This window comes from Duganella sp. sic0402 (genome assembly GCF_019219065.1).
Classification (GTDB): Bacteria; Pseudomonadota; Gammaproteobacteria; order Burkholderiales; family Burkholderiaceae_D; genus Rugamonas.
This window is the reverse complement of sequence record NZ_JAHUWK010000006.1, coordinates 163,809-176,284: the sequence shown is the minus strand read 5'-3', so window position 1 is coordinate 176,284 and position 12,476 is coordinate 163,809. Positions and strand designations below refer to the sequence as shown.

At 61.4% G+C, this 12,476-nt stretch carries 9 protein-coding genes; 4 read left to right on the top strand and 5 right to left on the bottom strand.

The features are described from left to right. Genes prmA through KW842_RS16390 form a run of 3 tightly spaced genes read left to right on the top strand, consistent with a single transcriptional unit; the run spans position 1 to position 3,417 of the window. Positions 1-933 (top strand): 50S ribosomal protein L11 methyltransferase, encoded by a 933-nt coding sequence (gene prmA / locus KW842_RS16400; RefSeq protein ID WP_218305176.1) that lies wholly within the window; start codon positions 1-3, stop codon positions 931-933. A 9-nt stretch (positions 934-942) separates the two neighbouring features. Continuing rightward, complete coding sequence (locus KW842_RS16395; RefSeq protein WP_218305175.1) at positions 943-2,469, top strand: DUF3426 domain-containing protein; 1,527 nt, start codon at positions 943-945, stop codon at positions 2,467-2,469. A 9-nt stretch (positions 2,470-2,478) separates the two neighbouring features. Further along, positions 2,479-3,417: a carbohydrate kinase family protein gene (locus tag KW842_RS16390; RefSeq protein WP_218305174.1), complete on the top strand. Its 939-nt coding sequence runs from the start codon at positions 2,479-2,481 to the stop codon at positions 3,415-3,417. A 72-nt stretch (positions 3,418-3,489) separates the two neighbouring features. On the opposite strand, the gene KW842_RS16385 is transcribed toward KW842_RS16390, so the two are convergent. The 3 genes from KW842_RS16385 to KW842_RS16375 form a co-directional block, all read right to left on the bottom strand. Continuing rightward, complete coding sequence (locus KW842_RS16385) at positions 3,490-4,023, bottom strand: YggT family protein (protein ID WP_373925193.1); 534 nt, start codon at positions 4,021-4,023, stop codon at positions 3,490-3,492. A gap of 81 nt (positions 4,024-4,104) precedes the next feature. Beyond that, positions 4,105-5,211, bottom strand: coding sequence for a hypothetical protein (locus KW842_RS16380; protein ID WP_218305173.1), 1,107 nt, complete (start codon positions 5,209-5,211; stop codon positions 4,105-4,107). Between the two features lie 887 nt (positions 5,212-6,098). Then, positions 6,099-6,569 carry a MarR family winged helix-turn-helix transcriptional regulator gene (locus tag KW842_RS16375; RefSeq protein WP_229223734.1) on the bottom strand — a complete coding sequence of 157 codons (471 nt, stop codon included), beginning with the start codon at positions 6,567-6,569 and terminating at the stop codon, positions 6,099-6,101. Positions 6,570-6,650: 81 nt separating this feature from the next. Here KW842_RS16375 and KW842_RS16370 point away from each other — a divergent pair, with 81 nt between their 5' ends. Further along, complete coding sequence (locus tag KW842_RS16370) at positions 6,651-8,129, top strand: FAD-dependent oxidoreductase (RefSeq protein ID WP_218305172.1); 1,479 nt, start codon at positions 6,651-6,653, stop codon at positions 8,127-8,129. A gap of 82 nt (positions 8,130-8,211) precedes the next feature. On the opposite strand, the gene KW842_RS16365 is transcribed toward KW842_RS16370, so the two are convergent. Then, entirely contained in the window at positions 8,212-9,321 is a 1,110-nt protein-coding gene (locus KW842_RS16365) for a ribonucleotide-diphosphate reductase subunit beta (protein WP_218305171.1), read from the bottom strand. Positions 9,322-9,390: 69 nt separating this feature from the next. Then, positions 9,391-12,318 carry a ribonucleoside-diphosphate reductase subunit alpha gene (locus KW842_RS16360; protein WP_218305170.1) on the bottom strand — a complete coding sequence of 976 codons (2,928 nt, stop codon included), beginning with the start codon at positions 12,316-12,318 and terminating at the stop codon, positions 9,391-9,393. Between the last annotated feature and the right edge of the window lie 158 nt (positions 12,319-12,476).

The following is a 12,476-nucleotide window of genomic DNA, read 5'->3' as shown; positions in this document are numbered from 1 at the left end:
ATGAGCTGGACTGAAATCGTCATCGAAATCGCCCGCGACCACGCGGAAGCACTGTCGGAAGCCCTGATGGACGTGGGCGCGCTGTCGGTGTCCGTGGAAGACGCGGACGAAGGCACCGACGCGGAAAAACCGCTGTTCGGCGAGCCCGGCATGGAGCCGACCGAAGCGGCCTGGGATCATAGCCGCGTGGTCGCCCTGACCGACGAAGAGGACGACCAGGCGGTGATCGTCGCGGCCGCCGCCGGCCAGATCGGCCTGACCACGCTGCCGAAATTCACCACCCGCAAGGTGGAAGAACAGGACTGGGTGCGTCTGACCCAGTCGCAGTTCGCGCCTATCCACATCGGCAAGAACATCTGGGTCGTGCCGTCGTGGCACGAAGCGCCGAATCCGGACGCGCTGATCCTGGAACTGGATCCGGGCCTGGCCTTCGGCACCGGTAGCCATCCGACCACCCGTCTGTGCATGGAGTGGCTGGAAGCCAATCCGAAACCAGGCAAAACCGTGCTGGATTACGGCTGCGGTTCCGGCATCCTGGCCATGGTGGCCAAGAAAACCGGCGCCGGCGAAGTGGTCGGCGTGGACATCGATCCGCAAGCGATCGAGTCGGCTGCCGACAACGCCCAGCGCAACCACTGCGAGATCGGCTACTTCCTGCCGGACAGCTTCGCCGAGTCGCAGCACGCCACGCAGCGTTTCGACACCGTGGTGGCCAACATCCTGTCCAGCCCGCTGAAGCTGATGGCGCCGATGCTGTCCGGCCGCGTCGCCGAAGGCGGTTCGCTGATCCTGTCCGGCGTGCTGGCGCGCCAGGCGGAAGAAGTGGCTGCGGCTTACGCGCCGTTCATCAAGCTGGGCGTATGGGCCGAGCAAGAAGGCTGGGTGGCGCTGCACGGCCGCCTGGGTAGCGACACCGTTCCGGCTGCGCGTTAATCCGCATACATGGCGCTCGCCACTAAATGCCCCCACTGCAACACGGTATTTCGGGTCGCCCATGACCAGTTGAAATTACGTGGGGGCATAGTCCGCTGCGGCTCCTGCAATGAAGTCTTTGATGGCAACGCGGCCCTGCTGGAGCCGCCGACGCCACTCCCTGTAACACCCCTTCCCGACGCGATTCCCTTCGACCAGAAAATGGCCGAACTCGACTCGCACGCCGCTGAAGTGCTGGCAACCGACGACGCCGAGCCGGTGCTGGAACTGGATGCGCCGCCGGTCGAATCCGCACCGGAGCCGGCGCCTGAATCCGAGCCAGACACCGAAGCCGAATTCGACGACGCCGTCAGCTTCACGGCAACGCCCTTCCCACTGCCTGCCGAGCCGGTCATGCTGCCGGCTGAGCGCGAAGCGCTATTCGATCTCGACCTGGACATGGAGTCCGAACCCGACCTGGAAGCCAGCATCGAGCCCGAGGTCGCCGCCGTGCCGCTCAGCGACGACGCACTGATCCCGGCCGACAACCTGAGCGACGAGGAACTGGAAGCCGCGCTGGAAGCTGAACTGCTCGCAATGGAGCAAACGCTGGCCGACATCCAGCACGACGAGGACGGCCAGCCAGTCAGCGAAGACGCCTACGCCGGCATCGCCACCGGCCGCACCGAACCCACATGGGATGACGCCGCGCTGGACGAACCGCAAGCCGGCGCCGGTCCCGGCCTCGACTCCGCACTGGCGGCTGCCGACGCCGCCATCTTCGCGGCCGAAAACGACAGCCCCACGCCCGAGGAAGAGCGCGCCAGCATCGACACCGACCTGGCCAGCTTCAGTGCCGACGCCGACAGCGAGCCCCGCCCACTGCACCACGACGAACTCGATGAAGCTGACGAAGAGGCGCTGGTACAGCTATCGTCGGCCGGCATGTCGCAGGCGCAGGTGGCCAGCGCCCACACCTTCCTGCACGCCGCCAGCGCGCAGGAGGCGCCGGCGCATGAAGACCACGCAGAGCCGGAAGAACCTGGCTTCGTCAAACGCGAGCGGCTGCGCCGCAAATACGGCAAGGCCGCCACCATCGGCATGATCCTCGGCTCGCTGCTGCTGGTGCTGGCCCTGTTGGGCCAGGCCGTGACCACCTTCCGCAACACCTTGGCGGCCGCCATGCCGCCGCTGAAACCGGCGCTGACCGCCGTCTGCAACGCGCTCGGCTGCCAGATCGAGCTGCCGACGCAGATCGACGATCTGGTGATCGAACAGGGCGAACTGCAAACCCTGAGCGAGACCGCCTTCTCCTTCACCACGCTGCTGCGCAACCAGAGCCGCAGCGCGCAAGCCTGGCCATCGATCGAGCTGACGCTGGACGACGCCAACGACAAACGCATTCTGCGCCGCGTGTTCACGCCGCGCGACTACCTGGGCGCCGGCATCGCGATCGACAAAGGATTCGCCCCGCATACGGAGCAAGCCGTTAAACTGTATTTTGAATTACACGATCTGAAAGCATCCGGCTATCACATCGCAGTCTTCTATCCATAAAGACCTATCATGACCCAGACCTCTTTGATTTGCGGTTCGATCGCCATCGACACCATCCTGCAATTCCCGAACCGCTTCGACAGCATCCTGCTGCCGGACCAGCTGCACAAGGTGAACGTCTCGTTCCTGGCGCCGACCATGCGCACCGAATTCGGCGGCTGCGCGCCCAACATCGCCTACAACCTGAAGCTGCTGGGCGGCGAGCCGCGCATCGTCGGCGTCATGGGGCAGGACAATATGGCGTACATGGAGCGCTTCCGCAAACTGGGTCTGTCCACCGACAACATCCTGATCAAACAGGACGCGTACAACGCCCAGTGCTTCGTCACCGCCGACCAGGACAACAACCAGATCAACGCCTTCCACCCTGGCGCCATGTCGTACGCGCATGAGAATGACATCGCCAAAGCCGGTCCTGCGCGCCTGGCGATCATCTCGCCGGATGGCCACCTGGGCATGAAAAAGCACGCCGACGACCTGTCCAAGCTGAACATCCCGTTTATCTTCGATCCAGGCCAGCAGCTGCCGATGTTCAATGGCGAAGAGCTGATTGATTTCATCGACAAAGCCACCTACGTCACCACCAACGATTATGAAATCGAATTGCTGATCGAGCGCACCGGCCTGACGCTGGAAGATATCGCCAGCCGCGTGGAAGCGCTGATCGTCACCCGTGGCGAGCAAGGTTCGGAGATCCACACCAAGGGCCAGCGCATCGAGATCCCGGCCGTGCCGGTGGCGGCGGCGCTGGACCCGACCGGCTGCGGCGACGCCTACCGCGCCGGCCTGCTGTTCGGCATCACCAAGGGCTGGAGCTGGGAAACCACCGGCCGCCTGGCCAGCCTGCTGGGCGCGATCAAGATCGCCCACCAGGGCGCGCAGAACCACAGCTTCAGCACCGCCGAAATCGCCGACCAGTTCGAGGCAGCCTTCGGCTACCGCTACTAAAACCCGCAAGGCGCCCCCGTAAAAAAAAGCAGGCCACCGGCCTGCTTTTGCTTTTGACGCTGGGGTTAGAACTCAATGCCCGGTAAAGGCCACACCAAGCAGCAACAGCGCGATCTGCAGCAGAATAATCGCCACCAGCAGCGACAGATCCAGATTCCCCACCAGTGGCACCACGCGGCGGATCGGCCGCAGCAGCGGCTCGTTCAGCGCGCGCACAAACGGCGCCAGCGGCGCATGCGGATTCACCCAGCTGAAGATCGCCTCAATCACCAGCAAGGCCATAAAGCCATACAAAATCCATTCGAGGAAGCGCTGGCACGCCGCCAGCAGCACGGCAGGCGCCGGCCAGCCGGCCAGGAACAGCACCGAGGTCGCCGCCAGCACAATCAGGAAGGCGCCGATCAGGCTGGCCCAGTCATAGCCGCCCACGCCAGGCACAATCCGGCGCAGCGGACGCACCAGCCAGTCCGATAATTGGAAAGTGAACTGCGCCACCGACGACGGTGGACGCACGCGGATCGCCTGCATCCAGAAGCGCAGCAGCAAGGCGCCGCCCAGCAGGACGGCGATGGCGTCGACAATCAACTTAATAATACTAATCAGCACGGAACCCCTCCAATAAAAAAGCCGCTGTGTGATTGTCTCACACAGCGGCCATTGCGCCTCAACAGGCTAAGCGTTTAAGGCTTAGGAAGGGCGGGTGCTGGTTGGGAACGGCCATGCTGCGGCCGGCGCCAGTACGGTTTTTGCTGCTGGAGCGGCGGCCGGAGCGGCTGGTGCTGCTGCCGGAGCGGCTGCTACTGGTTTAGCTGCTGCTGGTTTAGCGGCTTCCTTTTTTGGAGCTGCTTTTTTCGGCGCAGCTTTTTTCACTGCTGGCTTGGCGGCTGGAGCAGCGGCGGCTGCTGGCGCTGCCGGTGCGGCTGCTGGCTTGGCGGCCGGCTTGGCGGCCGGTTTAGCAGCCGCTTTTTTGGCGACTGGCTTGGCAGCTGCTGGCTTAGCGGCTGCCTTAACTGGCTTTTTTGCTGCTGGCTTAGCCGCTACCTTTGCAGCTGGCTTGGCTGCTGCTTTTGCTACAGGTTTTTTGGCGACAGCTTTTTTGGCTGCTGGCTTGGCGGCTGGTTTAGCAGCGACTTTCTTGGCGGCTGGCTTGGCAGCGACTTTTTTAGCAGCTGGTTTAGCAGCTACTTTTTTGGCGGCTGGTTTAGCGGCGACTTTTTTCGCTGCTGGCTTAGCTGCTGCTTTGGCGACGGTTTTCTTCGCTGCTGGCTTGGCGGCTACTTTTTTCGCTGCTGGTTTAGCGACGACTTTTTTCGCTGCTGGCTTGGCTGCTGCTTTGGCGACAGTCTTTTTCGCGACTGGTTTAGCGGCTACTTTTTTCGCTGCTGGTTTAGCGGCGACTTTTTTCACTGCTGGCTTAGCTGCTGGTTTAGCTGCTGCTTTAGCGACGGTTTTCTTCGCTGCTGGTTTAGCGGCTGCTTTTTTCACAGCTGGTTTTGCTGCTGGTTTAGCGGCAGCTTTTTTCACTGCTGGCTTGGCTGCTGGTTTAGCGGCAGCTTTTTTGACAGCTGGTTTAGCGGCTGGCTTGGCAGCTGCTTTTTTCACTGCTGGCTTGGCGGCTGCTTTCACAGCTGGTTTAGCGGCGGTGGTTTTCTTTGCTGGTGCGGCAGCTTTCTTAGCTGCTGGTTTCTTTGCGGCGGTAGCCATGTTTAGTTCTCCTTCATCGGGGATGGGAAAAAATTCGTTTACAAGATTTAAACCCGTCCGACCCGGAATTGGGCCAGGCGAATTATTCATCGGCGCAAACTAAAGCGGTTTGCGCTAATGAATTCGGCACTAGCTGAACTGCTGCATCTCCTCACAAGTGCAGCGCTTCAGCCATCGATCCACCCGCTTTCCATAGCTGGAACAGCGTGCAGATACAAATCTTGTCGCGACGTTTTGCGGTGGTCCGGGCGTGTACTCAGCTCCTGGAACCTGCGTCGCAGCCACGTCGCGATTTTCGTTTTCAAACAAAAAACCGCCCGGCCTGAACTCAATCAGGCAAGACGGTTGAATAAAAACGACGACGTGGTCTTGTGCATATGGTGTGAATCAGTATCCCGTATTCGGTCTTCACTGCTTGGTCTTCACTACGTGGTGCGTACTTCCGAAATTTCAACGCACTTTTTAAAACACGTATTTTCAAGTTCGTAAAGTACACGAAAACCTTATCGATGCGCAACCGGCACGTTAGATATTCACGCGCTTTTTTTAGCGCCAACGCTCGCCAACTCACATACGCATACCGATTCAACCTGCTCGTTTGCGTCATCGCGCCTGCTTCACGCGCGCTCAATCGGGTTCGGGAAGTGCCGAGCGCATCGCGCCAAAAAATCGCACTTCAAAGTAAGCCTTATGCTGCCTGGGTTTCTTCGATGCCGCCGTCGTCGGCTTGAAATTCGCGTCACCCGCTTCCGAATCCGAGAGCGCTTGCGCTGCATCTGCGCGCCGCCACCACTCGCTGTTTTTAATTCGTCGCGATTATGAGACAGAGTAAGACGAATAGCAAGCGGAATACAGCGGTGCACCGCACCGCGCCTGCGTTTTAGAGTGACTGATCGAACGCGCAGCGCGCTGACCGAAGTGGTGTAAATCGACGTTAAGGCATGCCGCTGCGGGCGGCGTTTGAAATGCGGAAGGCGCTACTCGGCATCCTCCGACTTACGGCTGACCATCCACTCGTTCATGCTGGCGGCCATGCGTTTGAGTAGACGCGACAGGTCGCGCCGCTCGGCGCTACTCCAATCCGCCATCAATTCACCAACCAGCTGTTCGCGCGTGCGGTCGATGGCGTCGGCCATCTCGCGTCCCAGTTCAGTCACCTCGGCTTCGCGTACGCGCTTGTCGCGCGCGCCGGCGCGACGTACCACCAGCCCCAGTTCATCGAGACGGGCGACCTGGCGGCTGACGGTGGTGTAGTCGCGCCCGACCAGATCGGCCAGCTCCACCACGCCAATCGGACCGCGACGATCAATGCGCACCAGCAGCGGTAGCAGCGCGCGTTCGAGCGGCATGGCCATGTCTGCCATCAGGGCGACGTCGGGCTCGGGACGGCTCATAAAGCCGATGATGTCGAGCAGCGCGTCATGCATATCGCGGATATCTTTATTCATATGTGCATTATACACATAATTCTTGACACGATTTTTCGGCCGGAATAATATGTGCAAAATACACATATAAAGGAATAACTGATGGACACTGACATTCTTATCTGCGGCGCCGGCGCGGCCGGGCTGACACTGGCGATCGATCTGGCGCGCCGCCACATTCCCTTCGTGCTGATCGACCAGGTGGACGCGCCGTTCGCCGGCTCGCGCGGCAAAGGGATCCAGCCGCGCACGCTGGAAATCTTCGAAGCGCTGGATGTAGCCGACCGTATGATCGCCGCTGGCGGACGCTATCCGGCGCAGCGCCACTACGCCGCCGACGGCGGCTACCGCGATGAAGCGACGGTCGCCGCCAGCGCCGCCACGCCGGCCGAACCCTACGGAGCACCGCTGATGCTGCCCCAGCACCTGACCGAAAGCATCCTGCGCACGCGGCTGGCCGAGCTGGGACACACACCACGCTACGCCCATGCGCTGGCCGGCTTCGACCAAGATGACAGCGGCGTGACAGCGCGCGTACGCACGCCGCTCGGCGAGATCGACATCCGCGCGCGCTACCTGATCGGCGCCGATGGCGGTCGCAGCCTGGTGCGCAAAATTCTGAACATCGGCTTCCCTGGCAAAGCGCTGGACGCGCGTGCGGTGGTAGCCGACCTGTCACTCAGCGGCTTGACGCGCGAGGTGTGGCATCGCTGGGGCAAAGGCGCTCAGCAAATTAGCTTATGTCCTTTGCAGGGAACGACGCTGTTCCAGTTGCAGATGCCGATCCCGCTCGAAGGCGTATTCGATCTGTCGGACGCTGGTATCGCAGCCGCCATCGCCGAGCGCACCGGCCGTTCCGACATCCGGCTGCACACCGTGCACTGGCGCTCCGATTACGCGATGAGTGCCCGGCTAGCAGACCGCTATCGAGTGGGCCGCGTATTCATCGCCGGCGACGCGGCGCACATACATCCGCCGACCGGCGGACAAGGTCTCAACACCAGCGTGCAGGATGCGTGGAATCTGGGATGGAAGCTGGCGGCCGCGCTGCGCGGCGCCGATGAGGCGCTGCTCGACACCTATGCAGAAGAGCGCCGCGAGATCGCCGCCGGGATGCTCGGCATGTCCACTCGCCTGCTCGACGCCGCCCGCGACAGCGGCGACCTGCGGCGCGGCCGCGAACAACAGCAACTCGATCTGGGCTATCCCGCATCCTCCTTGTCGCTCGACGAACGCGGTGACGATGCGCCGCTACGCGCCGGCTACCGCGCACCAGACGCGCCATGCGTCGGCGCCGGTGGACAGCCGCTGCGTTTGTTTTCGCTATTGAAATCGGCAGATTGGATAATGCTGCGCTATGAGCCTGCCGCCGCGGCGGCGTATGCACCGCGTCGCGGACTGCGCATCGTCAACGTCGGCGAGCGTGCCGAACTGCGCGACCAGCAAGGCCATCTGCGTGACGCCTACGGCTTCACACCAGGCGACATCGCCCTGATCCGCCCCGACGGCTACCTCGGCGCCCTCACCCACGACGAGCATAGTCCAGCCTTTGCCGCGTACATCGAACACCTGGTGGCTTAAGCGATGCAGCAGTTCGACCTGCCCGAGAAATGACAAAGCCCGGCAATCGCCGGGCTTTGGAGGTGCTACTAATAGAGAGAGATTAGTCCCAGTTCAGCGCGCCGCCGGTCTGGTACTCGATGACGCGGGTCTCGAAGAAGTTACGCTCTTTCTTCAGGTCGATCATCTCGCTCATCCATGGGAATGGATTGTCTTCCTGGTCGAACAGGGTTTCCAGGCCGATCTGGGTGGCGCGGCGGTTGGCGATGAAGCGCAGGTAGCCTTTGAACATGGTGGCGTTCAGGCCCAGCACGCCGCGTGGCATGGTGTCTTCGGCGTAGGCGTACTCCAGATCCACCGCTTCCAGGAACAGCGCCTTGATCTCTTCCTTGAAGGCAGGAGTCCACAGCAGCGGATTTTCCATCTTGATGGTGTTGATCAGATCGATGCCGAAGTTGCAATGCATCGATTCGTCGCGCAGGATGTACTGGTACTGCTCGGCGGCGCCCATCATCTTGTTCTGGCGGCCCAGCGCCAGGATCTGGGTGAAGCCGACGTAGAAGAACAGGCCTTCCATCAGGCAGGCGAATACGATCAGCGATTTGAGCAGTTTCTGGTCCTGCTCCACGGTGCCGGTGGTGAAGGCCGGGTCGGTCAGCGTGTTGATGAACGGGATCAGGAACTCGTCCTTGTCACGGATCGATTTGATCTCGTTATAGGCGTTGAAGATTTCCTGCTCGTCCAGGCCCAGCGATTCGACGATGTACTGGTAGGCGTGGGTGTGGATCGCTTCCTCGAACGCCTGGCGCAGCAGGTACTGGCGGCACTCAGGGGCGGTGATGTGGCGATAGGTGCCCAGCACGATGTTGTTGGCGGCCAGCGAGTCGGCGGTGACGAAGAAGCCCAGGTTGCGCTTAACCAGGCGGCGCTCGTCGTCGGTCAGGCCGTTCGGGTTCTTCCACAGCTCGATGTCGCGCTGCATATTCACTTCCTGCGGCATCCAGTGGTTGGCGCAGCCAGCCAGGTATTTGTCCCAGGCCCATTTGTACTTGAACGGCACCAGCTGGTTGACGTCGGTTTTACCGTTGATGATGCGCTTGTCATCGGCGTTGACGCGCAGCGCGACTTGTTCAGCAGTACCTTCGCTTTCGATGGCAGCGTGGTTGGCAGCTTGTTTGGCCGGTGCGGCCTCTTCGTCCCAGGACAGCGACATAATCAATTCCTCTATATATATGTGGTGATGCGCCACCGCCGGTCAGCCGGCAGCGGCGCGATGCTTAACTTATTGGCAGGCTTCGCATTCCTCGAAACCATCGTCGCCTGGACGCAGGTAGCAGGCTTCGCCATCGGCTTCCGCAGCGGCCGGCACAGCTGCCACTGGCGCCGGTGCGGCTGCCTTGGCGCTTGCCGACATGCCGCCATCCACTGCCACCGCGTTCAGCGCGCCGGTCTTGGTGGTCGACTTCTCCGTGTGGGTAGCCGCAATGGTACGCAGGTAGTAGGTGGTTTTCAGGCCACGCAGCCAGGCCAGCTTGTAGGTCTCGTCCAGTTTCTTGCCCGATGCGCCGGCCATGTAGATGTTCAGCGACTGCGCCTGGTCGATCCACTTCTGGCGGCGCGATGCAGCTTCCACCAGCCAGCTTGGCGACACTTCAAACGCGGTAGCGTAGATGTCGCGCAGGTCGTTCGGGATGCGGTCGATCTTGGCCAGCGAGCCGTCGAAGTATTTCAGGTCGGCGATCATCACCTCATCCCACAGGTCACGCGCTTTCAGGTCACGCACCAGGTAGGAGTTGATCTCGGTGAACTCGCCCGACAGGTTGGATTTCACGTACAGGTTCTGGAAGGTTGGCTCGATGCAAGCCGACACGCCGATGATGTTCGAAATGGTCGCGGTCGGAGCGATCGCCACGCAATTCGAGTTACGCATGCCGAACTTGGCGATGCGCTCGCGCACCGGAGTCCAGTCCATCGCTGCCGACAGATCCTGTTCCAGGTAGCCGCCGCGCTCTTCGGCCAGCAGCTTGATCGAATCCTGTGGCAGGATGCCGCGATCCCACAGCGAACCTTTGTACGACGCATAGTGGCCGCGTTCTTCAGCCAGCTCGGTCGATGCCAGGTAGGCGTAGTAGCAGACGGCTTCCATCGAGGTGTCGGCGAACTGCACCGATTCCATCGACGAGAATGGCACGCGCATCATGTGCAGGCAGTCCTGGAAGCCCATCACGCCCAGGCCGACCGGACGGTGGCGCATATTGGCGTTGCGTGCTTTCTCAACCGCGTAGTAGTTGATGTCGATCACGTTATCCAGCATGCGCATTGCGGTGCGGATGGTTTTCTGCAGCTTGACGTGGTCCAGCTTGCCCTCTTTCATGTGGGCTGGCAGGTTGACCGAGCCCAGGTTGCAGACGGCGATTTCGTCAGGACCGGTGTTCAGCGTGATCTCGGTGCACAGGTTCGAGCTGTGGACCATGCCGACGTGCGACTGTGGCGAACGGATGTTGCATGGGTCTTTGAAAGTGATCCATGGGTGGCCGGTTTCAAACAGCATCGACAGCATCTTGCGCCACAGGTCCAGCGCTTCGATCTTCTTGAACACGCGGATTTCGCCGGCGGCAGCCTTGGCTTCGTAGCCGAGGTAGGCTTTTTCGAAAGCCTTGCCGACCAGGTCGTGCAGGTCCGGGGTGTCGGATGGCGAGAACAGGGTCCACGCGCCTTTTTCCATCACACGCTTCATGAACAGGTCTGGAATCCAGTTGGCGGTGTTCATGTCGTGGGTGCGGCGGCGGTCATCGCCGGTGTTTTTACGCAGGTCCAGGAACTCTTCGATGTCCATGTGCCAGGTTTCCAGGTAGGCGCACACCGCGCCCTTGCGCTTGCCGCCCTGGTTGACTGCCACGGCGGTGTCGTTGACCACTTTCAGGAACGGCACCACGCCTTGCGATTTGCCGTTGGTGCCCTTGATGTGGGCGCCCAGCGCACGCACTGGCGTCCAGTCGTTGCCCAGGCCGCCGGCGAACTTGGCCAGCAGTGCATTTTCCTTGATCGCGTCGTAAATGCCTTCCAGGTCGTCCGAGACGGTGGTCAGGTAGCACGACGACAGTTGCGAGCGCAGCGTGCCCGAGTTGAACAGGGTCGGGGTCGACGACATGAAGTCGAAGGTTGACAGCAGATTGTAGAACTCGATGGCGCGCGCTTCGCGGTCGCTTTCGTTCAGTGCCAGGCCCATCGCCACGCGCATGTAGAACGCCTGCGGCATTTCGATGCGCACGTCGCGGATGTGCAGGAAGTAGCGGTCATACAGGGTTTGCAGGCCGATGTAGCCGAATTGCAGGTCGCGGTCGGCAACGATGGCTTTCGCCAGGCGGGCCAGGTCGAACTCGCCCAGTTTGGTGTCCAGCAGCTCGGCGGCGATACCTTTGGCGATGTACTGCGGGAAGTAGGTGACGTATTCAGCGGCGGCGTTGGCTTGCGCCACTTCCTTGCCGAACACTTCCTTACGGATGGTGTGCAGCAGGATGCGGGCGGTCACTTGCGAGTACGCAGGATCCTTTTCCATCAGCGCGCGGGCAGCCAGGATGGCGGATTTGTGCAGCTCTTCGACCGGTACGCCGTCGTACAGGTTTTTCAGGGTTTCAGCGACGATGGCGTCGGCGTCCACGTGTTTTTCCAGGCCGATGCAGGCGGCGGCGATCAGGCCGGTCACACGCGACAGTTCCAGCGGCTTGCGCTCGCCGTTTTCCAGCACATTGATTTGCGGCGCGGCGATGGCGGCGCCACCACCGGCGGCTTCCTTGGCGGCGCGGCGCTCTTCCATCTGCTTGGCGCGGTACAGCACGTAGGCGCGGGCCACGTCGTGTTCGCCCGAACGCATCAGCGCCAGTTCAACCTGGTCCTGCACGTCTTCGATGTGGAAGGTGCCGCCGGATGGCTGGCGGCGCACCAGCGCGGTGACCACGTTGTTGGTCAGTTCTTCGACCAGTTCGCGGATACGGGCCGATGCTGCGCCCTGTCCGCCGTTGACCGCCAGGAAGGCTTTGGTCATGGCGACTGCAATTTTCGACGGTTCAAACGCGACGACCGCGCCGTTACGGCGGATGATGCGGTAGTCACCGAGTGCGCTGGCAGCGACGGCTGGGCTGCTGGCGGTGCTCGCAGCAGCCGATGGGACCAGCGCTGGATTGATGGTGATGTCTTGTGTAGATTGCATTTAAGCTCCCCGGTTACAACGTGCAGTCATTGCTGCGCCGCGTGTATGTTTAATAAGAATTAGTGTCACTGCAACCACTAGATCTAGTGTCGAGTCTAACCCGATCCACTGATTGTAGTAGCCGCTCTGTACCCGTGCAAGGAGAAATTTTGTCGTTT